This window comes from Spirillospora sp. CA-128828, from assembly GCF_050945415.1.
Classification (GTDB): Bacteria; Actinomycetota; Actinomycetes; order Streptosporangiales; family Streptosporangiaceae; genus Spirillospora.
The window spans coordinates 1,080,141-1,106,714 of the sequence record NZ_CP191986.1 but is presented as its reverse complement, the minus strand read 5'-3'; the positions used below and the strand labels follow the sequence as shown (position 1 = coordinate 1,106,714).

Annotated in this window: 26 protein-coding genes and 1 pseudogene; 13 read left to right on the top strand and 14 right to left on the bottom strand. The window is 71.0% G+C overall.

All coding sequences use genetic code 11. The features are described from left to right. The first annotated feature begins 8 nt into the window (after positions 1–8). Both ACQPXG_RS05765 and ACQPXG_RS05760 read left to right on the top strand, forming a co-directional pair. Complete coding sequence (locus tag ACQPXG_RS05765) at positions 9–1,499, top strand: sulfatase family protein (RefSeq protein WP_433466560.1); 1,491 nt, start codon at positions 9–11, stop codon at positions 1,497–1,499. 119 nt (positions 1,500–1,618) lie between these two features. Next, the gene (locus ACQPXG_RS05760) at positions 1,619–4,954 is read left to right on the top strand and encodes a hypothetical protein (protein ID WP_433466559.1); all 3,336 of its coding nucleotides are present in this window, start codon (positions 1,619–1,621) and stop codon (positions 4,952–4,954) included. Positions 4,955–5,018: 64 nt separating this feature from the next. Here the strand turns inward: ACQPXG_RS05760 and ACQPXG_RS05755 are convergent, their stop codons facing one another. Beyond that, positions 5,019–5,990, bottom strand: coding sequence for a glycosyltransferase (locus ACQPXG_RS05755; protein ID WP_433466558.1), 972 nt, complete (start codon positions 5,988–5,990; stop codon positions 5,019–5,021). Positions 5,991–6,144: 154 nt separating this feature from the next. Continuing rightward, positions 6,145–7,578, bottom strand: coding sequence for an LCP family protein (locus ACQPXG_RS05750; protein WP_433466557.1), 1,434 nt, complete (start codon positions 7,576–7,578; stop codon positions 6,145–6,147). 176 nt (positions 7,579–7,754) lie between these two features. Here ACQPXG_RS05750 and ACQPXG_RS05745 point away from each other — a divergent pair, with 176 nt between their 5' ends. The 5 genes from ACQPXG_RS05745 to ACQPXG_RS05725 all read left to right on the top strand — a co-directional run bounded on the left by ACQPXG_RS05745 (position 7,755) and on the right by ACQPXG_RS05725 (position 12,368). Further along, positions 7,755–8,450 carry a VC0807 family protein gene (locus ACQPXG_RS05745; protein WP_433466556.1) on the top strand — a complete coding sequence of 232 codons (696 nt, stop codon included), beginning with the start codon at positions 7,755–7,757 and terminating at the stop codon, positions 8,448–8,450. Positions 8,451–8,479: 29 nt separating this feature from the next. Then, complete coding sequence (locus ACQPXG_RS05740; protein ID WP_433466555.1) at positions 8,480–9,475, top strand: hypothetical protein; 996 nt, start codon at positions 8,480–8,482, stop codon at positions 9,473–9,475. Positions 9,476–9,508: 33 nt separating this feature from the next. Continuing rightward, on the top strand, positions 9,509–10,933 hold the full coding sequence (locus tag ACQPXG_RS05735; RefSeq protein ID WP_433466554.1) for a DUF1266 domain-containing protein: 1,425 nt from the start codon (positions 9,509–9,511) through the stop codon (positions 10,931–10,933). 187 nt (positions 10,934–11,120) lie between these two features. Continuing rightward, positions 11,121–11,927, top strand: a complete 807-nt coding sequence (locus tag ACQPXG_RS05730) for a hypothetical protein (protein WP_433466553.1) — start codon at positions 11,121–11,123, stop codon at positions 11,925–11,927. A 162-nt stretch (positions 11,928–12,089) separates the two neighbouring features. Beyond that, the gene (locus ACQPXG_RS05725) at positions 12,090–12,368 is read left to right on the top strand and encodes a hypothetical protein (protein ID WP_433466552.1); all 279 of its coding nucleotides are present in this window, start codon (positions 12,090–12,092) and stop codon (positions 12,366–12,368) included. Positions 12,369–12,547: 179 nt separating this feature from the next. Here ACQPXG_RS05725 and ACQPXG_RS05720 read toward each other — a convergent pair whose 3' ends face one another. The 9 genes from ACQPXG_RS05720 to ACQPXG_RS05680 form a co-directional block, all read right to left on the bottom strand. Then, on the bottom strand, positions 12,548–12,856 hold the full coding sequence (locus tag ACQPXG_RS05720; RefSeq protein ID WP_433466551.1) for a DUF1416 domain-containing protein: 309 nt from the start codon (positions 12,854–12,856) through the stop codon (positions 12,548–12,550). A gap of 40 nt (positions 12,857–12,896) precedes the next feature. Continuing rightward, the gene (locus ACQPXG_RS05715; RefSeq protein ID WP_433466550.1) at positions 12,897–13,736 is read right to left on the bottom strand and encodes a sulfurtransferase; all 840 of its coding nucleotides are present in this window, start codon (positions 13,734–13,736) and stop codon (positions 12,897–12,899) included. Next, the gene (locus ACQPXG_RS05710; RefSeq protein ID WP_433466549.1) at positions 13,733–14,170 is read right to left on the bottom strand and encodes a DUF4395 domain-containing protein; all 438 of its coding nucleotides are present in this window, start codon (positions 14,168–14,170) and stop codon (positions 13,733–13,735) included. The genes ACQPXG_RS05715 and ACQPXG_RS05710 overlap by 4 nt, the downstream gene beginning before the upstream one ends. Positions 14,171–14,249: 79 nt before the next feature. After that, on the bottom strand, positions 14,250–14,315 hold the full coding sequence (locus ACQPXG_RS05705; RefSeq protein ID WP_353819285.1) for a putative leader peptide: 66 nt from the start codon (positions 14,313–14,315) through the stop codon (positions 14,250–14,252). A gap of 117 nt (positions 14,316–14,432) precedes the next feature. Beyond that, positions 14,433–14,747, bottom strand: a complete 315-nt coding sequence (locus tag ACQPXG_RS05700; RefSeq protein WP_433469904.1) for a TlpA family protein disulfide reductase — start codon at positions 14,745–14,747, stop codon at positions 14,433–14,435. A gap of 159 nt (positions 14,748–14,906) precedes the next feature. Beyond that, positions 14,907–15,641, bottom strand: coding sequence for an anti-sigma factor family protein (locus ACQPXG_RS05695; RefSeq protein WP_433466548.1), 735 nt, complete (start codon positions 15,639–15,641; stop codon positions 14,907–14,909). After that, positions 15,638–16,129, bottom strand: a complete 492-nt coding sequence (locus ACQPXG_RS05690; RefSeq protein WP_433466547.1) for a sigma-70 family RNA polymerase sigma factor — start codon at positions 16,127–16,129, stop codon at positions 15,638–15,640. The genes ACQPXG_RS05695 and ACQPXG_RS05690 overlap by 4 nt, the downstream gene beginning before the upstream one ends. Before the next feature lie 70 nt (positions 16,130–16,199). Next, positions 16,200–16,901, bottom strand: coding sequence for an LmeA family phospholipid-binding protein (locus ACQPXG_RS05685; RefSeq protein WP_433466546.1), 702 nt, complete (start codon positions 16,899–16,901; stop codon positions 16,200–16,202). A 112-nt stretch (positions 16,902–17,013) separates the two neighbouring features. Beyond that, positions 17,014–17,268 (bottom strand): MoaD/ThiS family protein, encoded by a 255-nt coding sequence (locus ACQPXG_RS05680; RefSeq protein ID WP_433466545.1) that lies wholly within the window; start codon positions 17,266–17,268, stop codon positions 17,014–17,016. A gap of 222 nt (positions 17,269–17,490) precedes the next feature. On the opposite strand from ACQPXG_RS05680, the gene ACQPXG_RS05675 reads away from it, so the two are divergent. Next, entirely contained in the window at positions 17,491–18,207 is a 717-nt protein-coding gene (locus tag ACQPXG_RS05675) for a winged helix-turn-helix transcriptional regulator (RefSeq protein WP_433466544.1), read from the top strand. Between the two features lie 288 nt (positions 18,208–18,495). Then, complete coding sequence (locus ACQPXG_RS05670) at positions 18,496–19,497, top strand: serine/threonine-protein kinase (RefSeq protein WP_433466543.1); 1,002 nt, start codon at positions 18,496–18,498, stop codon at positions 19,495–19,497. Positions 19,498–20,265: 768 nt separating this feature from the next. On the opposite strand, the gene ACQPXG_RS05665 is transcribed toward ACQPXG_RS05670, so the two are convergent. Next, positions 20,266–21,219, bottom strand: coding sequence for a LysR family transcriptional regulator (locus ACQPXG_RS05665; RefSeq protein WP_433466542.1), 954 nt, complete (start codon positions 21,217–21,219; stop codon positions 20,266–20,268). Positions 21,220–21,327: 108 nt separating this feature from the next. On the opposite strand from ACQPXG_RS05665, the gene ACQPXG_RS05660 reads away from it, so the two are divergent. From ACQPXG_RS05660 to ACQPXG_RS05650, 3 genes are read left to right on the top strand one after another with little or no spacing between them, the layout of a single operon-like run. Further along, positions 21,328–22,248, top strand: coding sequence for a zinc-binding dehydrogenase (locus ACQPXG_RS05660; RefSeq protein WP_433466541.1), 921 nt, complete (start codon positions 21,328–21,330; stop codon positions 22,246–22,248). A 40-nt stretch (positions 22,249–22,288) separates the two neighbouring features. Next, positions 22,289–22,705 carry a nuclear transport factor 2 family protein gene (locus tag ACQPXG_RS05655; protein ID WP_433466540.1) on the top strand — a complete coding sequence of 139 codons (417 nt, stop codon included), beginning with the start codon at positions 22,289–22,291 and terminating at the stop codon, positions 22,703–22,705. 41 nt (positions 22,706–22,746) lie between these two features. Continuing rightward, the gene (locus ACQPXG_RS05650; protein ID WP_433466539.1) at positions 22,747–23,193 is read left to right on the top strand and encodes a TetR-like C-terminal domain-containing protein; all 447 of its coding nucleotides are present in this window, start codon (positions 22,747–22,749) and stop codon (positions 23,191–23,193) included. 199 nt (positions 23,194–23,392) lie between these two features. Here the strand turns inward: ACQPXG_RS05650 and ACQPXG_RS05645 are convergent, their stop codons facing one another. After that, a complete protein-coding gene (locus ACQPXG_RS05645; protein WP_433466538.1) occupies positions 23,393–24,565 on the bottom strand; it encodes an FAD-dependent monooxygenase in 1,173 nt (390 codons plus the stop codon). 49 nt (positions 24,566–24,614) lie between these two features. Between ACQPXG_RS05645 and ACQPXG_RS05640 the strand changes: the two genes are divergently transcribed. Further along, positions 24,615–25,205: a TetR/AcrR family transcriptional regulator gene (locus ACQPXG_RS05640; protein WP_433466537.1), complete on the top strand. Its 591-nt coding sequence runs from the start codon at positions 24,615–24,617 to the stop codon at positions 25,203–25,205. A 113-nt stretch (positions 25,206–25,318) separates the two neighbouring features. Here the strand turns inward: ACQPXG_RS05640 and ACQPXG_RS05635 are convergent. Beyond that, positions 25,319–25,912: pseudogene (locus tag ACQPXG_RS05635) on the bottom strand (helix-turn-helix domain-containing protein); the annotation flags it as partial. Between the last annotated feature and the right edge of the window lie 662 nt (positions 25,913–26,574).

Genomic DNA, 26,574 nt, shown 5'->3' with positions numbered 1-26,574 from the left:
CACGGACGTTGATCCGACATCGGCGGCTGACGGCCGTGCTGTGCCTGGTCGCCGCCCTCGGACTGAGCGGTTGCCTCCTCCAGCCGGACAAGCCGTCCGGTCCGGGGGCGGGCAAGGCGCCGAAGAAGCCGAACATCGTCTTCGTCCTCACCGACGACCTCTCCTGGAACCTCGTCGCACACATGCCGCAGGTGCAGCGGATGCAGAAGGACGGCCTCACGTTCAGCGACTTCATCATGGCGGACTCGCTCTGCTGCACCTCCCGGGCCACGATCTTCACGGGCCGGTACCCGCACAACACCGGGGTACGCACGAACTTCCCGCCCGACGGCGGCTACGAGGTCTTCAAGGCCAAGGGCGGCGAGCAGGCGTCGTTCGCGCCGTCCCTCCAGAAGGCCGGCTACCGGACGGCGCTGCTCGGCAAGTACATGAACGGCTACCAGCCCAACGACACCCAGGGCTCGACGCAACCCTACGTGCCGCCGGGCTGGGACGAATGGCACGTCAGCGGCAACGGGTACCCCGAGTACGACTACAACCTGAACGAGAACGGCCGCCTCGTCCACTACGGTTCCAAGCCGCAGGACTACCTGACCGACGTGCTGGCGAACAAGGGTGTGGAGTTCCTCAAGCGCTCCAGCGGGTCCGGGCCGTTCTTCATGCAGATCGCGACCTTCGCTCCGCACGGCCCGTTCGTGCCCGCGCCGCGGCACGCCAAGCTGTTCGGCGACCTGAAGGCGCCCCGGCCGCCGTCGTTCAACGAGGCGGACCTCCGCGACAAGCCGTCCTGGCTGCGGTCGCATCCGAAGCTGCGCGGGCCGGGGACCGACCGCATCGACGCGGGCTTCCGCGACCGGGTCCGGATGGTCCAGTCGGTCGACGAGATGGTCGGCCGGATCCGGACGGCGCTGAAGGACCTCGGCATGGACCGCGACACGTACCTGGTGTTCGGATCGGACAACGGCTTCCACATGGGCGAGCACCGGCTCGCCGGCGGGAAGATGACCGCGTTCGACACCGACATCCGGGTGCCGTACGTCGTCGTCGGCCCTGCCGTCCCCACCGGCCGAGAGGTCGGCGAGATCGCGCAGAACACCGACCTGGCCCCCACGTTCCAGGAACTGGCGGGCGCGCGCCCGGCGGTGGCGGCCGACGGCCGGTCGCTCGTCCCGTTCCTGCGCGGCGCCAAGCCCGCGGACTGGCGCGAGTCGGGGCTGGTCGAGCACGTCAAGCCGGCGCCGTCCCCGCTGGACCCCGACCGGCAGGACTCCGCGCCCGGCTCGCCGACGACCTACAACGCGCTCCGCACCGATGACATGCTCTACGTGGAGTACGCCGACGGGGAACGCGAGTACTACGACCGGGCCCGGGACCCGCACGAGCTGACCAACATCGCCGCCGGGCTCCCGGAGGAGCGCCGCCGGCATCTGTCGGCCCTGCTCTACGCGCTGACTCACTGCGCGGGAGCGGGCTGCACCTCCGCCGGCCGGAGCCGCTGAGGGATTTCGTTCCGATATGCGCCGCTATCATCGCTGACGACTGCGGAGCACAGGGCCTGGTGCGGTGTGAGACGCGCAGTGAGAGATGTGCAGAGTGATCGGATGCTGGGAGAGCGGGTGTGACTGCAACCGGAAAGCCGGATGACGACCACGAGGGTGAGCGTCCCGAACCCGGGCAGACGGCCGAGAACCCGCCCCCCCAGCGCTGGCTGGAGGAGGACCAGGATTCCTGGTCCGGTGCGCTGCTTCCCGAGGACGACCCGGAGGACGACCCCGAGGAAGAGGACGTCTCCGCGGACGCGCCCGAGGACTACCCGGAGAGCGACGATCCAGAGAGCGACGACCTGGAGGCCGACGCTCCCGAGGACGACGTCCCCGTAGACGACGTCCCCGTGGACGATGCGGAAGGCGACCTCGCCGAGCGCACCGTCATGGATCACGCCCTCGAAGAGACGTCGCACACGATGATCCTGCCGAGGGCCCGCAAGCCCGCGACGGGCGGCCAGGCGGAGGACGCCGAGAAGACGGTGATCGACGAGGAGGGCGCGGCCCCGTCCGCCCTCCCGGCTCCCGTCGTGGACGCCCCGGCGACGTCCACCGACATCCCGGTGCCGCCCGCCTTCTTCGGGCAGGACCCGGAGATGACACGGGTGGAGTTCCCCGTGCCGCCGCCGTCGTCCTACCGGCCGGAGGACCCGGAGGTGACGCGGGCGGAGTTCGGCGCCCCGCCGCACTTCTCCAACCAGCAGGAGGACCCGGAGGCGACCTGGGCGGAACCCTCGCCGCCGTCGCCCTTCCCCCACCCGCAGGAAGAGCCGGACGTGACCAGGGCGGAGCCCTTCGCGCCGCAGCCCTTCGGGGCGCAGCCCCCCGCGCCGCCGCAGCCCCCGCCCGCGCAGAACCCTCCGGCCGCCGAGCCGTTCCCCTACGCCCAGCAGGTTCCGGGCGCCCAGCAGATCCCGGGCGCGCACCAGCTGCCGAGCCCGCCGAGCGCCCCTCCCCCGGCCGCGGAACCGTTCCCGTGGGCGCAGCAGATCCCGGGCGCACAGGCCGCGGGCCCGCAGGCCCCAGGCCCGGAGGCCGCCCACCCGGCGCCGCCGCCGCCGGTGATCGAGGAGCCGTGGCGGGCCGTTCCGCCCGGCGGCTCCGGCGGACGCCGGCGGAGCCTCAAGAAGCCGCTGCTCATCGGCGCGGCCGGGCTGGCCGCGGCGGCGCTGGTCGCGGCGGCCGTGCTCGTGGTGCCGGGCCTGCTCGGCGACGACGACAAGGGCGGTGGCGGCGGCGCCAAGCTGGCCGGTGCGCTGTTCCCCGTGGACGGCGCGGCCCGCACCGACGGCCGCGACCAGCAGATCACCGGCGTCGCGGCGCGCGGCTCGACGGTGGTCGCGGTCGGCGGCGAGAGCGACCCGCTCGACTCCCGCGGCATGTTCCTCGTCTCCTCCGACGGCGGCCGCACGTTCAGATCCGTGGCCCAGCAGGACACCGACGGCGGCGTGGCGCCGCCCGGCGGGGTGCCCGTGGCGGTCGGCGCGTCGCCCCGCGGCTGGGTCGCGGTCGGCAACCGGACCGGGGGCGCGGGCGCCGTGTGGACCAGCGAGGACGGCAAGGAGTGGCGCAGACAGCCCGACGCCGTCGGCGACGTCTTCCACGCGAACGACCGTGTGAACCGGATCGTCGGCACCCGCGACGGGTTCCTGGCGATCGGCGAGAACTCCCCGAAGGGCGACTTCAGCGACTCCCGGCCGGCGGTGTGGCTGTCCGAGGACGGGCGCCGCTGGGAGGCCAGGACCGACGACCAGATCGGCCTGCAGGTCGAGAACGGCGGGTTCTCGCTGGTCGAGGCCGCCGCGAGCGGTGACGCGATCCTGCTGGAGGGGCTGATCACGCCCGACTCCAAGAAGCCGGGTCCCTACCGGAAGGTCTGGCGGTCCGACGACGGCGGCCGGTCGTGGTCGACGTCCGACGTGCCGGTGCCGGGCGGCAGCCGCGGCCTGATGATCGGCGGCGGCGGATCCGGGTTCATGGCGATGCGCGAGATGAAGGCGTCCGGCAAGCTCTTCGGGCAGGCGTACACGTCCAAGGACGGCCGGTCGTGGAGCAAGGCCGGGAAGCTGACGTCGTCCGGCTACCAGCGGACCGGTGGGATCATCTCCGACGGCCGGGGCTTCACCGCCGTCGTCGTCCGGGGCGGGGACGTGCTGCTCGCCCGCAGCGCGGACGGCGCGACCTGGAAGGACGCCGGCACCGCCGAGGCGAAGACGGGCCGGGAGATGCTGGGCATGGCCGCCGCCGGCGGCCAGACGATCCTCGTCGGCCGCGAGCCCGGCGGCGGCGACATGGACCCGATGCTCGGCGTCTGGGACGAGAACGGCGGCGCGGTCCCCGTCGACCTGTCGAAGGTGCCCGGCGCCATCCGTCCCGACCACGCGGTCAGGGCCGTCGGCGCCACGGGCGACCTCGCCGTCGCGGTGGGCAGCGCGAGCGGCGACGCCGCCGTCTGGTCCTCGCGGGACAGCGCCTCCTGGAAGCCCGCACAGGGCCTCGGGGCCGCGTTCACCCGGCCGGGCCCGCAGCAGCTGAACGACGTGGCCGCGGGCGGCGCGGGCTGGCTGGCGGTCGGCTACGACCAGGCCACGCCGCGCCGGCCCCTCGTCGTCACCTCGAAGGACGGCGCGACGTGGCAGGCCGCCGACTCGGCGTCCGCCTTCGCGGCCGGCAGGGACGGCGTGCCCGTCACCTACGCCGCGGCGGCCGGCTCCGCCGGATACGTCGTCGTCGGCACGCAGGGCTACTCCGTGGCGGCCTGGTTCTCGCCCGACCTGAAGAACTGGACGCGCGGCGCCGGGACGGACCCGAAGATGATGGCGGGCACCAAGTCCGCCAGCCGCTGGATGCTGGACGTCGCGTCCGGCTCGTTCGGATACGCCGCGGTCGGAGGCAGCCGGGACGGCAAGGGCAACCACCCGTCCGTGTGGCTGTCGCCGGACGGCAAGCGGTGGACGCTGCAGGAGCTTCCGGTGCCCGGCGGCGTGACCGAGGGGCACCTCACCCACGTCGCCGTCAAGGGCAGCACCCTGGTGGCCGCGGGCATCGGGGCGACGTCGAAGGGTCTGGACTGGCTCGGCTACGTCTCCACCGACGCCGGAAAGACGTGGCGCCCGCTGGAGTCTCCGAGCGGCGGCTCGCCTGCCACCGTCACCGCGCTGACCGCGACCCCGAAGGGCTTCGCCGCGACCGGCACCACCGGGCGCGCCGGCTCGACCGACGTGGTGTCGTGGACGTCGCGGGACGGCTCGTCCTGGCAGTCCTCGACGCCCGGCGGCACCGGGCTCGGCGGGGTGGGCGACCAGCAGATCACCGGGCTCACCGCGCTCGGGAACACGCTGCTCGGGGTAGGCCGCAGCGCCGACTCGAACGGCGGGCAGCCCGTCCTGTGGAGCCGCCCCGTCCCGTGACGGCGTGGACCGTGACGGCGTGGACCGTGACGGCGTGGACCGTGACGGCGTGGACCGTCGCGGTCTACGCGTCGGGGTGCGGCGGGGCGGTGTCGAGGCCCGGGAGCCTCTCGGGCCCCTCCGCGGCCGGGCGGGCGTGGCGGGGCGTGTACGTGGCGGGCTGCGGCCGCCCGCGGGCGTCGTCGCGGTCGCGGGAGCGGTTGCGCCGGGCGCCGTAGGGGGCGACGAGGGCGCGGTAGAAGGGCTTGCGGATCATGGTGGGGACGAGGCGGTAGCCGCCGCGGACCATGACGTTGCGCCAGTACTGCGGCTGGGAGATGAAGCCCTCGCGGCGCATCTCGCGCTGCAGCCGCAGTTCGGAGCGGAGCAGGTCGCGGCCGCCGCGGCGCTCGTAGGCGCCGTCCCCGACCCGGTAGTAGACGAGGGGTTCGGCGACGTTCACCATCCGGGCGCCGTTGGCGATCATCCGGACGAACAGCCAGTAGTCCTCCATGAGGGGGAGGTCTCCGTAGCCGCCGGCGGCGACGACGGCGCTGCGCCGGTAGACGACCGTGGGGTGGTTGAACGGGTCGTGGAGGCGGGAGTAGCGGGCGATGTCGGCGGGGTCGCTCGGCGGGGTGCGGCGGCCGACGACGTCGGTGATGTCGGCGCGGAACTCCAGCAGCCCGGCGCCGACGAGGTCGGCGCCGGAGCGGACGAGCGGCACCTGGGTCTGGAAACGGTGCGGCATGGCGACGTCGTCGGCGTCCATGCGGGCGACGATGTCGTGGCGGGCGGCGTGCAGGCCGGCGTCCAGGGCCGGGCCGAGGCCGCGGTTGTGCTCCAGGTGCACGAACGTCACCTCGACCGGGCCGGCCGTGACCAGCTCGCTCAGACAGGCGGCCAGGTCCGGCGGGACCGGGCCGTCCTGGACGAGGACCACCTGGTCGGGGCGGAGCGTCTGGTCGTGCACCGCGCTGCGGAAGGCGTCCCGGACGTGCTCCGCACGATCACCGCCGTAGACGGTCATCAACAGGGTGAAGGGTTCGGGCTGCATGCGTCCGTCCGGGGGGCGTGGCGGCCGTGGAGCCTCGTGCGGGGTGGGCGGCTCCGGGCCAGGGTCGGGGGATAGAGGTGCGCCGTCCTACAAGGGACGCTTTAGTGGGGTTAGTGGTTTGCGCGGGCCAAGATACCGGTGCGATGCGACCACATCAGGTCTGGGCGCAAATATCGCGGTCAGCACGGATTTCTCCCGCAACTTTCGGTACCGCCGGGTTCAGCCCGCGCAGCGCGGCGCCGTCCCGGCCGATGACCAGGTAGACATAGCCGGGCCGGGCGGACGCCCAGGGCCGCGGCTGGTGCCCGGGCACCGCGATCGCCATGCGTGCCGCCTGCCGTTCGGCGCCCGTCCCGTAGAGGATCTGGGTCTGGGCGTAGCGCTTCGTGCTGGTGCCGACCTTGACGACCTGGTAGCCGCGCTCGGTGAGCTGGTCGGCGGTCCGCTGCGCGAGGCCCTCGGTGCCGGACGCGTTGAAGACGCCGACCCTGACCTGCGCGGGCGGGACGGGCTGGACCTGGTTCTGCGCGGGTACCGGCGCGGGCTCGGGCACCTTGTTGTCCTCGCGGATCGACTTGAACAGCGGCGCGGCGAGCGCCTGGTCGAACTGGACGCGGTTCTTGTCCTGCGGGAACGCCTGCACGGGGACGGTGACGAACCGCACCTTCCCGGCGCTCATCCCGCGGAGCGACCCGGCGAGCTTCTGCATCACCGACAGCGTGAGCTTGTCGTCCGCCTTGATGGACTTCGTGGCGGCGGAGAGGAAGCCGTAGGTCCGGCCCGGGTCGGTGAGCATGCCCTTGCCGGTGGCCTTCTTGACCACCGACGCCATGAACGCCTGCTGCCGCTTGATCCGGTCGAGGTCGGAGCCGTCGCCGAGGACGTACCGGGTGCGGACGTAGCCCAGCGCCTGGTCGCCGCGGACGGTCTGCCTGCCCGCCTTGAGGTGCAGTTCGGCCTTGGGGTCGTCGATGCGCCTCGGCACGCAGATCTCCACGCCGCCGAGTGCGTCCACGACCCGTTTGAAGCCGGCGAAGTCGACCTCGACGTAGTGGTCGATGTGGATCCTGGTGAGCGACTCGATCGTCCGCCAAGTGCAGGCGGGGCCGCCGTTGGAGAACGCCGCGTTGATCATCCCGAACTGGGCCGGGACGGTGCTGCCGTCCTTGCGCTCGCAGGCCGGCATCTGCACCATCGAGTCGCGCGGGAAGCTGATGCCGATGGCGCTCTCCCCGCCGGGCGAGATGTGCAGCAGGATCGTGGTGTCGGAGCGCTGCCCGGCCTCCGTGCCGTAGCGGGCGTTCTCCCCGGCGCGGCTGTCGGAGCCCATCAGCAGGATGTTCAGCGAGTTGTTGAGCTTGGCCGGACGGTTCTCGCCGAGCCTGCCGTCGACGTTCTCGCGGTCGATCTGGCCGTCCAGCCGCCGCCAGAACCCGTAGAAGGTGAGGCTGCCGCCCACCAGGACGACCGAGAGCACGATCGACACCCAGCCGAGCACGCGCCAGAGACGCCCCCGCACCGGCGGTTCCGGTGGCGGCGGGGCGCTGACCGTGAAGTACACGGGTGAGGGCGCGGCAGCTGACTGCATCCGTAACATTTCAGCACAGATTGGACATGCGCCACCCGGGTCACGGGAAAAGACCCAGGCCATGACCGGCCCCGGCGGTGACATTTGTCCTGCCGAGCCGTGGACGCATGAATCTGCCGCGCCGCCGCGGTTCTCGCGACGCTGGAGTCACAGCGAACGAGACCGAGGAGAGGTCGATGAACGAACTGGCAGAAGCGCGCATGAAGGCCCTGTCGCCGCTGGTGGTGGACGTCGCCATCCCGCTGGGGATCTACTACGCGGCGCACAAGGGCCTCGGCGTCGACCTGGTGACCTCTCTCGCGCTCAGCAGCGTGTTCCCCGCCGCCCGCACGGTCGTCGGCTTCGTCCGGGAGCGGGCGCTCAACGCGCTGGCCGGCCTGATGCTGGCGGTGAACGCCGTCGGCATCGCGCTCAGCTTCGTCACCGGCGACCCCCGCCTGATGATCGCCAAGGACTCGGGGATCAGCAGCGTGATCGGGCTGGTCATCCTCGCCTCGGCGCTGCGCGGCCGGCCGATGATGACGGCCGGGCTGAAGCCGTTCATCACCGGTGGAGACGCGGCCCGCGAGGCCGCCTGGAGCCGGCTGCTGGACGGGTCGCGGCGGTTCCGCACGCTGGAGCGGCGGTTCAGCGCGATCTGGGGCGCCGCCCTGCTCGCCGAGTGCGTCGCCCGGATCGCCGGCGCCTACACGATCCCCGTCGAGACGATGGCCTGGCTCGGCGCCGTGTTCCTCATCGCCGCCCTCGCCGTCGCGGCCGTCGTCAGCGGCGGCGCCGCGACCGAGAAGATCAAGGCGATGGTCGACGCCGAGGCGGAGGCCGAGCGCGAGGCCGAGCGCGAGGCCGCCGCGATGCCGGCCGTGGCCGCCTGAAACCGCATCCCGAGACAAGGAGAGAGAGCATGCGACGCCACGGGATCAACTACGACACCGGCTTCTTTCCGGGCCACGTGAACACCCGCCCGCACTTCGACCGGGCCGACGTCCGCCGCGACATGCGGGCCATCGCCGAGGACCTTCAGTGCGACGCCGTCCGGATCAGCGGCGGCCGGCCGGACCGGCTGAGCGTCGCCGCCGAGGAGGCCGCCGCGGCGGGGCTGGAGATCTGGTTCGCGCCCTTCCCCTGCGAACTGGTGCCGGCGGAGATGCTGGAACTGTTCACCGAATGCGCCGAGCGGGCCGAGGACGTGCGGCGCGGCGGCGCGGAGGTCGTGCTCGTCACCGGCTGCGAGGTCAGCCTGTTCGCGGACGGGTTCATCCCCGGCGCGGACACGCACGCCCGCATCGCGGCGATCCTGTCCGGGGACCCGGCCGTCTACGCCTCGATGCGGGACACGCCCCGCCGGGTCAACGCCTTCTTCGCCGAGACCGTGGCCGCCGCCCGCGCGCGCTTCGGCGGGAAGATCACCTACGCGGCCGGCCCGTGGGAGGACGTCGACTGGGGCCCTTTCGACATCGTCTCGGTCGACGCCTACCGTTCCGCCGAGAACGCCGCCGCCTACCGGGAGGAGGTCCGGCGGCACTTCGCGCACGGCAAGCCCGTCGCCGTCACCGAGTTCGGCTGCTGCACCTATTCGGGCGCGGCCGACCGCGGCGGGACGGGCTGGATGATCGTTGACCGCGACACCGAGCCGCCCGGCCTGGACGGGACGTACGAGCGCGACGAGCGGGAACAGGTCCGCTACTTCCGCGAACTGCTGGACGTCTTCGAGTCGGAGGGCGTCGACAGCGCGTTCTGGTTCACCTTCGCGGGCTTCGGGCTGCCGCACGACCCGGACCCGGCGCACGACCTCGACCTGGCGTCGTACGGCGTCGTCAAGATGCTCAAGGACGGAACGTGGCAGCCCAAAGAGGTTTTCCACGCCATAGCCGCCGCATACGGCGCACACGGCCGATGATCTACCCGTAAGGGATGATGTACGGTCCTGCCCATGGGAGAGGCCGGTCAGCTCGACGCGCTTGAGCGGGCCGTCGAGGGGACACTCGCCGAAGGGTCGTTCGAGTTCGACGGCGACGAGGCGGTGCTCCGCATCGAAGGGTCTCTGGTCCTCACGACCGGCTGGTTCCTCGGGCTCGGCGCGGGCGGCGTGGCGCTGCTGCTCGCCGGGGCGGTGCTGTCCCTGACCGGGCTGCCGGACGAGGCGCGGTGGGCGCTCGCTCCCGGCGCCGTCCTGCTCGCCCTGGTGGGGGGATTCGTCCTCCTGCTGCGCTTCACCCCGCTGGCCCGGCTCTGGTCCGACCTGGAACTGCGGTTCGCCGAGCAGGCGATGGTCCACCGGCGGACACGGGTCCCGTTCGGCGAGCTGCGCCCCGAGCATCTCGTGTGGAAGAACGGGCGGTTCTTCCGGCGCCTCTACGTCCGGCACCCGGCGCTCCGCAAGCAGCTCGCCGGGTTCTTCGGCAGCGAGGAACGGCAGGCCACGGAGTTCCGGCAGCGGCTCTGGGAGCTGATCTCCGCGCCCGACCTTCCCGGCGTCCTCGCCCACGGCGGCGCCCTCACCCCGGTGCAGCGCTGGATCATCGCGGCCGGCGCCCCGTACGGCGCGATCAACGGGTTCCAGGTGGACCGGCTCGGCGCCGCCCCCGGCACGGCCGCGACCGCCGACCGCCGCGCCGCGCACGACCTGCTCCAGGACCCGTGGGGCGCCTACGACCTGGAGCAGCTCCTCGGCGCCGTCAACTGGCTCGTCCAGGACGGGCACCGCGCCGACTTCACGCAGGACGCCCGGCTCGCCGCCCGGCCCGCCGCCGCGCAGGAGGAGTACGGGTCGCTGCTCCGCGAGGTCGACGGCCTCATCGCCGGCGACCGGCTCGAACCGCCGTTCGTCGAGCGGCTCATCGAACTGGTCCGGGTCCGCTACGGGGACGAGGGAGGCTCGTACGCGCGGCTCGTCGCGCCGCTGCTGCGGGACGAACCCGGCGCGGACGCCAGCGAGGAGGGCGCCGAACTGGCGCTGTTCCTCCACCAGCTCTTCAACGACCGCAACCACGCGGCCGAGGAACTGCACCGGCTGAGCGCGCTCGCCGACCCGGCGCTGCGCGCCGACGTGGGCCGGTTCCTCATCTGGGACTACGGGCGCGCGCTGATGCTCTACCGCTGGGGCCACATCGTGGGGTGGCTGGCCGAGGAGTACTGCTGGGACCGGATGCTGCCGCTGGCGCTCGACATCCAGCGTCGGTACTCGTCCTGGCGCGACATGGCCACCTGCTACCTCCAGGGACGGCTGCTCTGGTCGGGCGGCGGCGGGAAGACGCAGGCCGAGTACGAACGCCTCATCGAGGAGCTCGCCACCGAGCCGCGCAGCCCCTGGAACCTCGTCCCGTGGGACCTCGAACTCACCCGTGACTGGGCCTGACACGCCAGGAAACCCCCGAAAACACCGAGAGTGACGTATCTCTCACACTCCAGGAACCTTGCGGCACAAGGGCTCACCGACACGGTCCCTTCTACAAGGGAAATCTCCCCTGAAATCACCGCGAGCCTGCCACTAGTCTGGCCGCACCTCAATCGGCACCCCGCCTGTACACCCGCCCGGAGCGACCATGAACCCCCCACCTTGGCCCGGTCAGCAACCACCCGGCCAGCCGGGTTTCCCGCCGCCGGCGACGCCTGCCGTACCCCCGGCCGGACCGCCGCTGCCCGGCGGTCCCGGATTCCCACCCCCCCGGCGCAGCGGCGGCGGCGGCGCGCTCGTGTGGCTGCTCATCGTCGGCGCCGTCCTGGTGCTGGCCGTGGTCGGCACGGGCGCCGTCCTCGTCCTCGGCGGCGATGACGACGACTCGGACCGGACGTCGACGCTGCCGTCGACCAGCGTCCCGACCTACCAGTCCACGACGGAGCCGAGCCCGACGTCCAGCGGCGGCGCCGTCGACCCGTCCGGCGTCCTCGGCAGGACGATCCGGACGGCGAAGGGCAACACGTTCACGCAGGCGGGGACGCGCACCGAGTCCTGCATCACCCGCGCGAACTCCGTGCTGCTGCCTGCGCTGCGCACTCACCCGTGCGTCGGCAGCATGTACTCGGCCGTGTACGCCAGCCCGTCCAGGCAGATCATCACGTCCGTCTCGATCCTGAAGTTCGCCACGTCGACGGACGCGTCCATCGTCAAGGGCTACACGAACCAGGAAGGCTGGCCGAAGCTGCTGACGCCGTCCGACGCCAGCGGCCTGCCGCAGCCCCGGGCCGACCCCGCGTACTGGACGCGGACCTGGACGCAGGGCGCGAACGTGATCTACGCCCAGTCCTACTGGTCCAGCGGCGGCCCGACCGGCGGTCGCGACGGAAGCATCTTCGCCACCGCCGGCGAACTCGGCGTCGAGGTCACCAACACCCTCCTCTGGAGCAACTGACCAGTCACCAGCAAGCACGAACAAGGGCCCGGAAACCACCGGGCCCTTGTTCTGTCTTGTCACACACCTGACACAGCCCAGGTGCGTTCACCTCTCCTTCGCGGACGGTCTTCACCGTGATGTCCCCTTGCGGGACCGAATCGAAATCGAAGGAGAAGAACGTTGCAAAAGCTGGTACTCCAGAGCAACGACCCCGCCGCCGCCGCCGAAGAGGGCACTCTGGCCCTCCGCGGAGAGGCGTGGGCGGCCGACAAGGATCGCCTCTCCGCCGACGACAAGGTGACGGCGGTGTTCAAGGGCGAGGTCAACGGCACCCACCACGCGGAGCTGACCTTCCAGGTCAGCCAGAGCAGCTCGGCGCCGGAGATCAAGGCCGCCATTCTGGCGGCCGCGGCCGAGCGCCAGGGCGCCACGGACGAGCACCCGGACGAGCAGCGGTAACACAAGCCGCAGCTCTGAAGGGACGGCCGCATCGGTGACGGTGCGGCCGTACAAGTGGAGCGGGCCCGGCATCACCGGGCCCGTTCTCATCTCGTCCGCTCGCGCAGTACGGACATATGACGAACCCCGCCGTCCACGGTGGGGTGGGACGGCGGGGTTCGGGGACGCGCGGTCTCAGGTCAGATGGCGACCTGGAGCCCGGCGACCTCGCCGGTCTTCGCGGTGACGGTGTTGTCGATGCTCACCCCGCCGGCCGCGAGGACGCGCACGGTCCAGTCGCCGTCGGCGGCGAAGAACCGGAACACGCCCTCGTCGCCCGTGACGACCTCGGCGGTGAACTCGCCGGTCGAGTCGAGCAGCCGGGCGTAGGCGCTGGACACGGGGGTGCCGTCACGGGTGACGGTCCCCTGGATGACTGCCTCGTTGGTCAGGTCGACGGTCGCAGGCAGATGCGCCGTCTGCTCAGGCGCTGCGCAGCCCTGGGTCATTTCTCCTCCATCTCCGTGTGCACGGAATAACCGCGTGGACTTACTTGGCGGCGCCGAGCTCGATCGGCACGCCGACCAGCGAGCCGTACTCGGTCCACGAACCGTCGTAGTTCTTCACGTTCTCCAGGCCGAGCAGCTCGCGCAGCGCGAACCACGTGTGCGAGGAGCGCTCGCCGATGCGGCAGTAGGCGATGGTGTCCTTGTTCAGGTCGACGCCGGCCTCGGTGTAGAGCTCGCGGAGCTCCTCGTCGGACCGGAACGTGCCGTCGTCGTTGGCCGCCTTCGACCACGGGATGTTGGCCGCCGTCGGCACGTGGCCGGCCCGCTGCGACTGCTCCTGCGGCAGGTGCGCCGGGGCGAGCAGCTTGCCGCTGAACTCGTCCGGCGACCGGACGTCGATCAGGTTCTGCTTGCCGATCGCGTCCACGACCTCGTCGCGGAAGGCGCGGATCTTCAGGTCCTGCTCCTTGGCCTTGTACTCGGTCGCGGGACGGGACGGGACGTCGGTGACCAGCTCGCGGGAGTCCAGCTCCCACTTCTTGCGGCCGCCGTCCAGCAGCTTCACCTTGTCGTGGCCGTACAGCTTGAAGTACCAGTACGCGTAGGCGGCGAACCAGTTGTTGTTGCCGCCATAGAGGATCACCAGGTCGTCGTTGGCGATGCCCTTGCCGGACAGCAGCTGCTCGAACCCGGTCTGGTCGACGAAGTCGCGGCGGACCGGGTCCTGCAGCTCGGTCTTCCAGTCGATCTTCACGGCGCCACGGATGTGACCCTTGTCGTACGCGGACACGTCCTCGTCGACCTCGACGAGGACGAGACCGGGGTCGTCCAGGTGCGCATCGACCCAGTCGGTGTCCACCAGGACGTCTGAGCGGCTCATGCGGGAACCTCCCTCTCGGAGCGGAATTTCGCGGTTGTACGTCGGATGAGGAGATACATCTCGCAGCCGAGGCAGAACCCGAACACCGCGTTCAGGAACGCCGCCGCCAGCGCGAGGGCGGTGGCACCGATTCCGAGCCAGGTGATCCCCGTCGCGTACCCGGCCGTTCCCACCAGGGCGAACGCGAAACCGACCCCCTGCGCGAAGCGGGGCGGTGCCGCGTCCTCCAGTTCCCTGGGCGGAGCGAGCCGGGGACGGATCAGCACTTTGAACACCAGTCCGTACGGGGCGTACCGGAGGCCGAGGAGGGTCGCGATGGCGAACACGACGGCCTGAGCGGCGAGCAGTGCCCAGCTTCCGGTCGCCAGCACCGCGACGAGGACGACGGTCGTGACATACGCGCCGAAACGCGGCCCACGCGGATCAACCTGCATCGGGGTGCTCCTGGCGGAGTGGAAGCGTGCGTACGAGCTGGAAGCGGAAAGGTGCTCGGGGGCGGACGGGCTCGATGCCTCAGGCCATGCGACAGAGCGAGGCGGCCACGCGGCAGAAGTCCACCGCGCGGCGCTTCGTGAGCATCTGCTCTGTCCAGTAACGCACGGACACGATGTTAAGCCGACAATCCACGCGCTGTCACTTCCGTCTCGCCTTCCGAGACAGTGACATTCGTCTTCGCCCAGGTCATCCGGTTATGGCTCACGGAATGGCCTCGCCCAGGGCAGCGATGACGTCGGGTTTGCGGGGCGCGCCGGTGGCGCGGCGGACGACGCGGCCGGCCTCGTCCAGGACGAGGACGGTCGGGGTCCGGACGATTTTCAGCCGGCGGACGAGATCGAGATGCGCCTCGGCGTCGAGCTCGACGTGCGCGACGCCCTCGACCATGTCGCTCACCTCGCCCAGGATCCGGCGGGTGGCGCGGCACGGCGCGCAGAACGCGCTGGAGAACTGCAGCAGCGTGGCCTTCTCGCCCAGGTCGGCCCCCATGTCGTCCGGCCGGACGGTCTCGCCCATCTCGCCGCCCTTCTCCCGGCGGGCGCGCAGCACGCCGTCACGGTGCCGCCTGACAAGGCCGAACACCGTGGCCGCGATGAGGACCGCCGCCGCGATCAATGCTCCGGTCATCGCGCGGAACAACCCCGGAGGCCCGCGACTTCTTCCACAGCCGTCCCGTCAGGTGGGGATGGTGAGCAGCGGCCGTCCGTCCAGACCGACGATCTCGAACGAGAACAGCTGGCCGCGCGGGAACATCGTGGACCCGCGGTACTCACCGTAGCCCTCGTCGTACGGGACGTACCAGCTGCCGAGCGCGTCCCGGCGGCCGTCCCGCGCGATCACGAGCAGCTTGCAGTGCGACCCCTTCTTGACCCCGGCGAGGTGCAGTTCCACCTCCGTGCCCCACTGCTTCCGGTGAAGCACCACATAGCCCTTGATGTTGGACCTCGGGTTCTCGGCGGTGATCCGCTCGCCCGCCGTCGTCGGGGCCGGCGTCGACGTGGCGGACGGCGGCGGTTTCGCGGCGGTGCCGTCACCCGTCCGGGACGGGAACAGCAGGCCGCCGAACAGGCCCCCGACGACCAGGAGCAGGCACGCGGCGGCGGCGAGCGGGGCCCACCCCCGGCCCCACCCGCCGGCCGGCCGCCCCAGCGGTCCGAGCCATCCCCTCCGTCGTTCGGCCGCCTTGACCAGCAGCCCGTCCAGGAGCTCGGGCGGCGGCCCGGCCACCTGTTCGAGCTGCTCCTCGTCGACCCGCCCGAGCAGCGCGGGCAGGCCGGCCAGCCCGGCCAGCTCGTCCCGGCAGGCGGGACAGCGCTCCAGGTGGGCCTCCACCTGGCTCCGCTCCCCGGGATCGAGCGCGCCGAGCACGTACACACCGAGCGCGGTGCGCACGTCCGTGCAGTCGTTCATGGCGCCAACCCCCGCTCCTCCAATGCGAGTTTGAGCGCCCGCAGTGCGTAATAGGTGCGGGACTTCACCGTGCCGGGCGGGATGCCCAGCGTCTTCGACGCCTCCGCCACGGACCGGCCCTTGTAGTACGTCTCGACCAGGACCGCCCGGTGCGAGGGGCTGAGTCCGGCCAGCGCCTCGGCGACCGTCCAGGACTCCAGTGCCCTGTCGATGTCGTCCGAGCCCGCGGCGGTCATCATGACCTGCTCGTCGATGCCCGTCTCCGGGGGACGCGCACGTCTCGCGCGATGCGCGTCCACGACCAGGTTCCGCGCGACCGTGAACAGCCATGGCCGGACGGGACGCCCCGCCAGCGCCTCCGGGTGCTTCCAGGCGCGCAGCAGCGTCTCCTGCACGACGTCCTCTGCCTGGGTTCGGTCCCCGCCGGTCAGCCGCAGGACGTATCCGAGAAGAGGACCCGCGTGTTCGCTGTACAGGGCGCGAAGCAAACCCTCATCCGCGGTCGGACCCACACCACTGACACGTACGCCCCACCGGACCGGTTCACCGGGCTCGCGGCTACTTCTGCTGGAGATCGTTCAGCCGCACGTTCTCGGCGGTCGCGCTCACCCGCAGCCCGTCCGGGGTCGGCTGGATCTCGCTGATCCGCGACCCGACGGGCAGATCGGCGACCGGGACGACCCAGGTCAGCTGCTGCTTCACCAGCGCCAGCGGAATCTGCTGGGCACCGTTCGACCCCACCGACACCGGCGTGACCGCGATGCCCTTCGAAGTCGGCTTGACCTGCACCACCGCGGTGCCGTTCACCGGGACGCCCAGGACGTTGCCGGTCATGTCCACGGACAGGTCGTCGCCCTTCGGCCCGATCCGCTTGACCTCCTTCGGCGCCTCCTTCTTGATCACGTCGTAGGGGACGACGGCCGAGGCGGTCGCGGTGCGCGCGGTGACGTTCGCGGCGTTGCCCTTGGTGACCTCCGACAGCGGCGCGCTCACGCCCCGCATGTCGACCTTGACGCCGCTGACGGTGACGCCCTGCTCCGTCCAGTCGCCGATCGCCACCTCGATGTGCTTGTACTCGCCGCCGATCGCCTGCGTCAGGAAGGGGATGCCGTGAATGGTGACCTCGGGCCGCTCCTGCAGGTTGTACTGCGCGGCCACCTGCTCACCGATCTTGTTCTCCGCGGTCCGGACGCCGAACCGGTCCGCGAGCACCAGCACCACGGCCGCGAGCACCAGCAGCCCCAGCAGCACTTTCCGCATGTCTCTCCTTCGGACTCCGGCACGCAATCGCCACACCTTATTGCGCAAACGGGCAGCAAAGGGTCGCGCTGGAGAATGACCTTGCGAGGCGGAGAATCACTCCCCTGTGAGATCAACCACCGGCGAACGGCGGGAGCACCTCCACCACTCCGCCCTCCGGCAGCGCCACGGAATCGTGCGGACGGGTCCCCACCGGCTCCCCGTCGACCAGGAACGAACTCCGCCCGACGACCCGCGCGAACTCCCCGCCGCGCCCGTCCCGGGCCACCGCGATCGCCTCCGCCAGCGTCCCGGCGTCGTACGGCTCCTCATGCGTCCCCGCGGCCGCCTTCGCCGCCGCCCAGTACCGCATCGTTCCCTTGGCCATGATTCAAGCGTCTCATCCGCCGCCGGCGGGGCTTGGCCAGGTCGCGCCATGGCCGCGCCGGGTGACTCGGTTATGCTCTTGGGTGAGGGATCCGGGCGACGAGGCCATGGAGTTCATCCGAAAGCCCCTTCATGGCCACCTCGTCTTCGAGCCGCTGGCCGTTCGCCGGGGCTGGAGGGTGAGCCGCCTGGGTCCTACGTCTTTTGAGACGGGAGGCGGCACTTGAGCAGCTTGCTCTTGCTGACCAACGCGTTGGAGCCCTCCGACGAGGTCCTGCCCGCGCTGGGGCTTCTGCTGCACTCCGTGCGCGTGGCGCCCGCCGAGGCGTCCGCGCTCATCGACGCGCCACCGGCCGACATCGTGCTGGTCGACGCCCGCCGCGACCTGGTCCAGGCCAAGAGCCTGTGCCGGCTGCTGCGCACCACCGGACTCGACTGCCCGCTGCTCGCCATCGTGACCGAGGGCGGCCTCGCCGCGCTCAGCCCCGAATGGGGCCTGGACGACGTCCTGCTGCAGACCGCGGGCCCCGCCGAGGTCGAGGCCCGGCTCCGCCTGGCCGTCGGCCGTGCCGCCGCGGTCGCCGACGCCGACGAGGCGCCCGGCGAGATCCGCAGCGGCGACCTCACCATCGACGAGGCCACCTACACCGCCCGCCTCCGCGGCCGGGTCCTCGACCTGACCTTCAAGGAGTTCGAGCTGTTGAAGTACCTCGCCCAGCACCCGGGCCGGGTCTTCACCCGCGCCCAACTCCTCCAGGAGGTGTGGGGCTACGACTACTTCGGCGGCACCCGGACCGTGGACGTCCACGTCCGGCGCCTCCGCGCCAAGCTCGGCGCCGAGTACGAGTCACTGATCGGCACGGTCCGCAACGTCGGCTACCGCTTCGTCCCCGACCACCGCCCCGGCGAATCCGAAGAGAAGACCCCCGCCCGTACTTGAGGCATTTTTCTCCTCCTTCGGGCCTGGCGGCCCTCCATCGTCGATAAATGCGGTGCGATCGCTGCATCGCTCCGTCTCGCCTAGCGGCTCGCTGCGCGATCAGTTTCTTACTTCGCTCGAAACTGCCTTCGGACGCGATCGCGATGATTGAGGTCGTCGCGTGGTTGCGGCCGCCAGGGCTCGCCATCGAGCAACCTGAACTGGCAACATAGTGGCTTCGATGGGCTACCGACGTGAAACGGTGGGTAGCGTGAGTCCGTGCGAGCCAGGGAAGGTTTCTTAGTGCCGATGGCAGCAGCGGCAGCACCGCCTTGGTATACGAATATCTTCTTCGTCATCGGCGCGGTTCTGGTCGTCGTATTCGTCCTCATCGGGATCTCCCTGGCGATCCAACGCCGCCGCCTACAACGTGCTCATGAAGCACAGCCTCGCGCCGCCTCAGCGCAGCGAACGACAGAAGCGACCATCTCGGAACCAACGCAGCCGTCAGCGGACCGGTTCACTCCGCTGGAAGAACTCGGCCGCGGCGGCATGGGGGTGGTCTGGCGAGCCAGGGACAGCGTTCTGGGCCGGCAGGTGGCGATCAAGCAACTCCTTCCGCCCTCCGGACTCTCTCCCGACGCCAGCAGGAACATGCGAGCACGCATGCTCCGCGAGGCCAGAGCCGCCGCACACCTCAACCACAGCAACGCCGTAACCGTCCACGATGTCCTGCTGGATCAGGACTCCGTGATCATCGTCATGGAGTTGGTCAAAGCGCTGACGCTGACCAAAACGGTGGAGCGCGAGGGGCCGCTTCCTCCTGCACGGGTCGCCGCAATCGGCATCGACATCCTCGATGTGCTGGCGGAGGCGCACGAACTCGGAATCATTCATCGTGACCTCAAACCCGCGAACGTCCTCGTCCGCCAGAACGGCTCGATAAAGCTCGCCGACTTCGGCATCGCCCGGTTCGAAGGCGACCCCACGCTCACGGAAGCGGGTGCCATCATCGGCACCCCGGCCTACATGGCACCAGAGCAGATCCGAGGGCTGGAGAGTTCACCCGCCACCGACCTGTGGGGGCTTGGGGCCACGCTCTTCTACGCCGTTGAAGGACAGCCCGTCTTCGGCGGGCCGAGTCCGACAGCGGCAATGGCCGCCGTCCTGACCGACCCGCCGCTCACCCCACAGCGCGCAGGCACGTCTCTGGGCCCCCTGCTGATCAGCTTGCTCGCGAAGGACCCCGCCGCCAGGCCGCTACCACCCCAGATACGTTCCGAACTCTCACAACTCACGCAACACGTCTGACGGATCACCGGAGGCAGGCGAGAGGGCCGGGGGCGCCATCAGCTAGGGGGCGGGACGCGGGCTCGGCGGTTTGAGGTGTGCCGGCTCAGGCGGCGCGGCGGTAATCGCGCAAGGGCCGGGTGTTCCTGGCCTGCAGGCGGCGCTCGACCGCGCCGACCGCCTTGAGCAGCGGGAGCCGGGCGAGGGCGTCGCGGACGCACCGGCCTCCTCACCCCGGCAGTGTCGGCGCACCTTCGCCGCGCCATCCGCACCGACGAAGCCGCCGCCGTCGCACTCACCCTGCACGCGGGCGAAAACCCCAACTACCTGAGCCGGATCGCGCCAACGACGAGATCTAGGGTTACTGCCACCCGCCCGCCGAGGAAGCACCGGTGGACCGGGCGGCTTTGCGCGGGGGACATCGCCGATCAGCATGTCGTGGATTCCTTCGAAGACCCCTGCTCGCGCAGGATGAACGGGCGTCATCGGCGGCTCGCCCATAGCTGCTAAGAAGGCGGCGGGCAGCCGACCGCATGACGACCACGCCCACGATCGCGGTGATCCAAGGTAGAGCGTTTCGTCGCGCAGCGGGATATCGCGCCGCGACAGCAGCCGCTCCAGCCGTGTCTTGGAGACGGCTTTTGGTTGGTCACTGCCTACTCCGTGGAGATCGTCCGGAACCGGAACACGACCGCAAGCCGGTTGCTGGTCAGAGTCTTCGCCCGGCCTGCCTGTGCTGGTCACTCGATCAGGGGGTGACCTTAACCGCAGCTGGCTGCATGTCCCAGGTCAGAGTTCGCCGCCTCCCCCAGTGTGGTCGGTGTCAGGGAGCCAGTCGCGGCCTGGGAGGTAGTCCAGCCAGCGGCGGGTTCGGCCGATGTCGGTGAAGGCCTGCAGCAGTGTGCCGAGGAGCGGGTGGCTGTGAGCCTCCCGCCAGGCCAGTGACCAGGCGTACAGCGGGGTGGGGGCGGTCAGTGGGATCGAGCGCAGGTGCGCGTGGTCGGGGAGCGGGGCGTCGGCGGGGAAGAGCGTGAAGCACGACGCGTCGCCCTGGATGTGCTGGACGAGGTGGTCCAGGCCCAGGTTGGGGCCGTCCTGGCGGCGGGTGACCCCGAACTGGTCGGCGAAGCGGCGCAGGAAGTCCAGGCGTGTCAGCTCCGCTGGGCACCACAGGATGTCGTCGCGAAGGTCGGCTGGGCGTAGTTCGTCGGCATCGGCGAGCGGATGGGCCGTGCTGACCAGGGCGTCAACGGGTTCCAGGCGGATCAGCCGATGGGTGAGTCCGGTGGCGGCTCCGCCGGGTAGCGGGTGCACCCGGCCGAACCCCAGGTCGGTGTCGCCGCTCAGCAGCGCGTGCGCGACCGACGGCCAGTCCCGTCCCGGGCCGGGTTCCAGACGCACCCCCTCAAGCGCCTCCGCCGTCTGGGCGACGGTGCGCAAAGGCGCGTAGAGGTGACCCCACGTGTCGAGCCGTACGACCTGTCCAGCGCCCGTTGCGGCCGCGACCGCCTGCTCGCCGGCCGCGAGGGCCTCCCGTGCGGCGGGCCGGAACCGCTCACCGGCCTCGGTTAGCCGGACGCCGCCCTCGCGTTCGAAGAGGCGTACGGCCAGCAGCTTCTCCAGCCGTGCGATCCGTTTGGACAGCGCCTGCTGACTGGTGCCGAGCCGTTCGGCGGCGCGCCCGAAATGCAGCGTTTCTGCCGTCTCGGTGAACGCGCGGACCAGCACGAGGTCGAGATCCATGCCGCTGACCATAAGCGACAACTCGGTGTTGTCGGTGGTGGGGCCGTGTTGTTGGCTCGCTCACTGCCTTGTGCGGTGAAGTCGCTTCAGAGGCAAGGAGGTAATGAGATGAAGGCGTACATCCCAACGGGAGACCCCACCGAACCTGTCGCACTCGCCGATGTGCCCATGCCGGTACCCGGCGCGAACGAGGCGCTGGTGAAGGTCGAGGCGTTTTCGGTCAACCGGGGCGAGACGTTCAAGCTGGAGGCGCCCCGGGCCGGTGACCGGCCCGGCAAGGACATCGCCGGGCTCGTCGTCCAGCCGGCCGCCCGCGGGAGCGAGCCGGCCGGCATCACGCGCGTCGTCGGCCATCCGATGGCGGGTGGCTGGGCAGAGTACGTGGCGGTTCCGACGGATGCGCTCACCGTGCTGCCCGATGGCGTATCTGCGGTCCAGGGCGCGGCACTCCCGCTCGCCGGGCTGACCGCGCTGCGGCTGCTGCGTACGGCGGGGCCTGTGGTGGGACGGCGCGTACTGCTGACCGGTGCGTCGGGAGGTGTGGGGCACTACGTCACCGAGCTCGCCGCCGCCGCTGGGGCCGAGGTCACCGCGGTCACCAGGGACGCCGAACGCGGCGTGCGGCTCGCTGAACTCGGAGCGGCCGAGATCGTCCACGACGTCGCCGACGCACGCGGACCGTACGACATCGTGCTGGAGTCGACCGGAGGCCGTTCCCTGTCCTCCGCTCTCGCGCGGCTGGCCAAGCGGGGCACGCTCATCTGGTTCGGGCAGGCCAGCCGCACCCCGGCGACGCTCGACTTCTTCGACTTCTTCACCGGACCCGAGTCGGCCGTCATCCGGCACTTCCACTACCTCGACGCCGGCACCTCGATCGGCGCCGACCTGGCGGCACTGGTCCGGCTGACCGCCGCCGACCGGCTGCACCCGGAGATCGGGCGCGTCGCCGACTGGGCCGACACCGCAACCACCCTCACCGACCTGCGCGATCGCCGCATCCGCGGCAAGGCCGTCCTCACCCTGGCCTGAACGACCTCCATCACTGGAAAGCAACCGAAGGAGCATCACCATGACCGTCATCGACCCCCGTGCCGTCGTCATCCGCTACGTCGAGGCCGTCCGCGACGGCGACGCCGACGTCGTCCACGACAGCTTCGCCGCCGACGCGACCTGGCACTACCCAGGCGACCTGCCCATCTCCAAGGTGTGGCACGGCCGCGACACGATCATCAACGACTTCCTCGGCGGCATGGGACCGCTCATCGTCTCTGGCACCATGCGGATCGAACTGACCGGCACCCTCGCCGAAGGAGACCAGGTCGTCGCCGAATGGACCGCCAAGGCCAAGACCATCTACGGCACCGCCTACGACAACCGCTGCCTCGGCATCTTCACCGTCCACGACGGCAAGATCACCTCCGTCGTCGAGTACACCGACACCCGGCACGCCGCCGCAGCCCTCTTCCCCGATCACGCCACACCCTGAACGATCAGCGCGATCACTCGCACGGCCATCCAAGTGAGGCCATGACCATCGACCTGATCGCCCAAGTCTCTATCGCCGCAACCGACACCCCCGACACCGGAACCCTGCGCGGCGATGTTCTGGCCTTCCTGACCGCAGTCGACGCGGCGCTCCGGCATCCGCTGGTGTCGCGAATTCTGCCCGACCTGTTCGCTGCAGGCGTCCACCACCCCAACATCGCCGCCTCCCTGCGCGACAGGGTCGGCGGAGCCCGACGCGAGAAAGCGGTCAACGTCCTGCGGCGGGCCGTGGAACGCGGAGAACTCGCCCCCGGCACCGACGTCGAACTCGGCCTGGACCTGCTGGTGGGCCCCCTCTACTGGGGCACACCATCCGCCAGCTCCCGCCGCCCCGACCCGCCTGCAGCGGCTCGCAGACAAGGTGGTGGCCGCCCTCGCGGCATAGCGAGCGCTCCATCACACCACTTGGGTCACGGTCGGCCGCCGTGACCGGACCCCGCTCCAACTCGTCGACCAACCGAGCACCGAACCGCCGCCAGTGGCTATGCAGCGTTACCGGCAGGGCGGGTGTGGCCGCAGGGGGTTGTGCTGGCGCAGGGAGGTGGGTCGCTCTGCCGGGTTTGCCGCCTGGTTCCACTGCTCGTGACCGGGAGCGGGACGCGGGCTCGGCGGTTTGAGGTGTGCCGGCTCAGGCGGCGCGGCGGTAATCGCGCAAGGGCCGGGTGTTCCTGGCCTGCAGGCGGCGCTCGACCGCGCCGACCGCCTTGAGCAGCGGGAGTCGGGCGAAGGCGTCGCGGACGCACCGGCCTCCCTCGGTCTTGGGGACCATGAGGCGTACGTTCGGTCCGATCTGCTGCTTGCGCTCCACCAGCGGCCGGTGGACGGCGTCGTAGCGGGCGAAGGCGACCCGGTGGTCACCGCCTGCGGCGGCCAATTCCCCCGCCAGCCGGTACGCGCCGACCAGGGCCAGCTCGGCACCCGCGCCCGAGGCCGGGGAGGCGCACCAGGCGGCGTCCCCGACCAGCGCGATGCGGCCAGTGGACCAGGAGTCCATCCGCACCTGCCCCAGGGCGTCGAAGTAGAAGTCGGGGTCGGCCAGCGCCGAGTCGAGCAGTTCCCTTGTGCGCCAGGAGGTGTCGGCGGCGAAGGCCGCGCTGACCAGACGCTTGTGTTCGGCGACGTCGCGGTGGTCGTGGTCCAGCGGTGTGGAGCGGAACATGAAGTACGCCTTGGCCTGGGCGTGGTTGCCCGACCGGTAGATCCCGGTCATCTTGCCCGGGGTGTTGAACATCGTCACCCAGCGGTCCTCGCCCAGGGCAGCGTCGGCGTTGGCGAACGCGAAGTAGTGGTCCTTGAACGCCACGAACCGCTCCTCGGGGCCGAACGCCAGCCGCCGCACGCTGGAGTGCATCCCGTCGGCCCCGACCACCAAGTCGAAGCGGCGGGCGGGCGCGTGCTGGAAGGTGACCGTGACGCCGTCCTGGTCCTGCTCCAGGGCGTGGACCGAGTCGCCGAACAGGATCTCCACGTCCCCGGTGACCTCGTGCAGCAGCGCGACCAGGTCACCGCGCATGATCTCGACCGAGCCGGGGTCGCGGGTGTCGATCCGGGCGATCGCGCGGTCGGCGGCGTCCACGAACTTCATGCCGTGCACGTCAGTGGCCAGTTCCCGCACCTGCGGCATGAGCCCCATGCGCTCGACCACCGCGACCGCGTCGTCGCGCACGTCCACCCCGTTGCCACCGGCGCGTAGGGCCGATGCGCGCTCCACGACGGTGGGCTGGAAGCCGTGCCGGGCCAGCCAATGGGCCAGGGTGAGACCGGCGATGCTGGCTCCGGAGATCAGGATCCGCTCGTTCATGGGGCTCCTCGCGCTAGGCTTAACTGAAACGTGCATTCCAGTTGATTATGTGGAAGAGGCATTCCAGTTGTCAACGCCCGCGCCCAGACGCCGCGCCGACGCCGTCCGCAACCGCCGGCTCGCGCTCGACGCCGCCATGGCCTTGCTCGCCGAACCGGACGCGACGCTCACCGTCGAGGCCATCGCCCAACGCGCCGGACTCGGCGCCGCCACCGTCGTACGCGCGTTCGGCGGCAAGGACGCCCTGCTGGACGCCGCCGTCTCCCAACTGCTCGAACCCGTCGTCCAACGCGCCCGCGACCTCCTCGCCGAGACCGCGCCCTACCAGGCCTTGCGCACCTTCCTGCGCGAACTGATCGCCTTCCAGACCGCCCACCACGCCATCAGCGACCAATTCGGCGGCCTGGCCCTGCCCGCCACCACCGCCCTGCGCGCCGAACTGGTCGCGGCGGTGGAGGAGATGATCGAGGGTGCGCGACGCGACGGCGAGGTCCGCACCGACCTCGATTCCGCCCTCGTTACCACGCTGATCGGCCACACCGCCCTGGCCGTCGCTCGCGCCCAGCCGTCTTCGTCCGCTCTGGCCGACGCTTACCTCACCGTGATCCTGGACGGCCTCAGCCCACACCCCTCCGCCTAGCTGTACTTGGTCATGATCTTGGTGTCAGTCGTGTGATGGGTGGGTGGACGCAACCGCCGAGTGGGGGCGTTGGGTGTTGTAGTGCTCGAGCCAGGATTCGAGGGCTTGGGTGCGTCAGGCAGGACCTCGGCGTAGGCCAGCCGTGTGTGGTCGTCGATGGCGGTGTGGACGTGGTCGTAGCCGATGCCGCGGCCGCGGACGGGTTCGCTGCGGCCGTGGACGCGCCATCCGCCGCCGTCGGGGATCCGGCCGAGTTTCTTGACGTCGATGTGGATCATGTCGCCGGGTGCCGGGTGCTCGTAACGCCGGTCGCTGTTGCGGGACGCCCGGATCTGCTGGCCGGTCAGCGGGTCGCAGGCCGCCAGCACCGGAACGCCGTGGCGGCGCAGGATGCGGGTGACGGTGCGGGCCGGCACCCCGGTCGCGGCGGCGATGTGGTCGGGGCCGGCACGAAGGCGTTCGCGGGCGGCCAGCACCCGCTCCTCCACCACGGCCGGGGTCCGCGACGGGCACGAGCGGGGACCGCTGCGGCGGTCGGCCAGCCCGTCCCAGCCCTGGCCGCGGAACCGTCCCACCCACCGGTGCGCGCACTGCCGCGAGATCCCCAGCTCGGACGCCACATGCGCGACCGGGCGGCCATCGAAGACGACGCGGCGAACCAGCAGGCATCTGCCATGAAACGTCAGCCGCGCGTTAGCGTGACCCATCAAGACCTCCGGGCGTCGGTGAAGTCGGTGAAACTCCACTACGCCCGGAGGTCTTCTTGCTGATCAAACACCTACCGGTCAGGTGTCACCAAGATCATGACCAAGTACACCTAGCGCTCCGACAACGACGAGTCGATCCCCTTGCGCCCCGAACCAGCCCGGCAATCAGCAGCCGGCTGGTAGTGGGCTCGTGCGGGTTCGTGGTCGGTCGAGGCGTCGGCCGGAGGCACGGGTGACGGGCGCGGAGCCGGCGTGGGCCTCGAGGGACCAGCGTCGGCGAACCGGCCGCGGCCGTCGCCGATCGCGGCCAGGACCCGGGCGCCGAGTTGGTCGCTGAGGCCGGGGAAGCCGGTGATGACCTGGTGGCTGCAGGGCCTGGTAGAGCTGCTCGGCCAGCTGCTCGATACCGCGGTCGAGGCCCGCCCGGCGCAGCGCCACGGAAATGCGAATGCGCATCAGCTTGGCGGCGGCTTTCGGGGTGAGGGCGATGGCAAGGATTGGCGCGCGCCTGGCGGCCGGCCAGGGTTGGTCGTCCGGCTGGCGAAGGCGCCCAGGAAGGTGAGGGATGTACTCGCGCAGCTCGTTGGAGGCCTCGGTGCGCTGCCAGGTGGCGTCCTGGTGGGCCCGGGCCAGCACCCGCGACCGCGCGGGCAGGCTCGGTG

Excerpts from the sequence above, each read along its gene's own strand:
- ACQPXG_RS05715 (WP_433466550.1), bottom strand. The coding sequence starts at position 13,736 with ATGAGCCGCTCAGACGTCCTGGTGGACACCGACTGGGTCGATGCGCAC.
- ACQPXG_RS05685 (WP_433466546.1), bottom strand. The coding sequence starts at position 16,901 with ATGCGGAAAGTGCTGCTGGGGCTGCTGGTGCTCGCGGCCGTGGTGCTG.
- ACQPXG_RS05710 (WP_433466549.1), bottom strand. The coding sequence starts at position 14,170 with ATGCAGGTTGATCCGCGTGGGCCGCGTTTCGGCGCGTATGTCACGACC.
- ACQPXG_RS05750 (WP_433466557.1), bottom strand. The coding sequence starts at position 7,578 with ATGCAGTCAGCTGCCGCGCCCTCACCCGTGTACTTCACGGTCAGCGCC.
- ACQPXG_RS05745 (WP_433466556.1), top strand. The coding sequence starts at position 7,755 with ATGAACGAACTGGCAGAAGCGCGCATGAAGGCCCTGTCGCCGCTGGTG.
- ACQPXG_RS05650 (WP_433466539.1), top strand. The coding sequence starts at position 22,747 with ATGACCATCGACCTGATCGCCCAAGTCTCTATCGCCGCAACCGACACC.
- ACQPXG_RS05655 (WP_433466540.1), top strand. The coding sequence starts at position 22,289 with ATGACCGTCATCGACCCCCGTGCCGTCGTCATCCGCTACGTCGAGGCC.
- ACQPXG_RS05665 (WP_433466542.1), bottom strand. The coding sequence starts at position 21,219 with ATGGATCTCGACCTCGTGCTGGTCCGCGCGTTCACCGAGACGGCAGAA.
- ACQPXG_RS05670 (WP_433466543.1), top strand. The coding sequence starts at position 18,496 with ATGGCAGCAGCGGCAGCACCGCCTTGGTATACGAATATCTTCTTCGTC.
- ACQPXG_RS05735 (WP_433466554.1), top strand. The coding sequence starts at position 9,509 with ATGGGAGAGGCCGGTCAGCTCGACGCGCTTGAGCGGGCCGTCGAGGGG.
- ACQPXG_RS05720 (WP_433466551.1), bottom strand. The coding sequence starts at position 12,856 with ATGACCCAGGGCTGCGCAGCGCCTGAGCAGACGGCGCATCTGCCTGCG.
- ACQPXG_RS05700 (WP_433469904.1), bottom strand. The coding sequence starts at position 14,747 with ATGGGCGAGACCGTCCGGCCGGACGACATGGGGGCCGACCTGGGCGAG.
- ACQPXG_RS05730 (WP_433466553.1), top strand. The coding sequence starts at position 11,121 with ATGAACCCCCCACCTTGGCCCGGTCAGCAACCACCCGGCCAGCCGGGT.
- ACQPXG_RS05660 (WP_433466541.1), top strand. The coding sequence starts at position 21,328 with ATGAAGGCGTACATCCCAACGGGAGACCCCACCGAACCTGTCGCACTC.
- ACQPXG_RS05645 (WP_433466538.1), bottom strand. The coding sequence starts at position 24,565 with ATGAACGAGCGGATCCTGATCTCCGGAGCCAGCATCGCCGGTCTCACC.
- ACQPXG_RS05755 (WP_433466558.1), bottom strand. The coding sequence starts at position 5,990 with ATGCAGCCCGAACCCTTCACCCTGTTGATGACCGTCTACGGCGGTGAT.
- ACQPXG_RS05680 (WP_433466545.1), bottom strand. The coding sequence starts at position 17,268 with ATGGCCAAGGGAACGATGCGGTACTGGGCGGCGGCGAAGGCGGCCGCG.
- ACQPXG_RS05740 (WP_433466555.1), top strand. The coding sequence starts at position 8,480 with ATGCGACGCCACGGGATCAACTACGACACCGGCTTCTTTCCGGGCCAC.
- ACQPXG_RS05695 (WP_433466548.1), bottom strand. The coding sequence starts at position 15,641 with ATGAACGACTGCACGGACGTGCGCACCGCGCTCGGTGTGTACGTGCTC.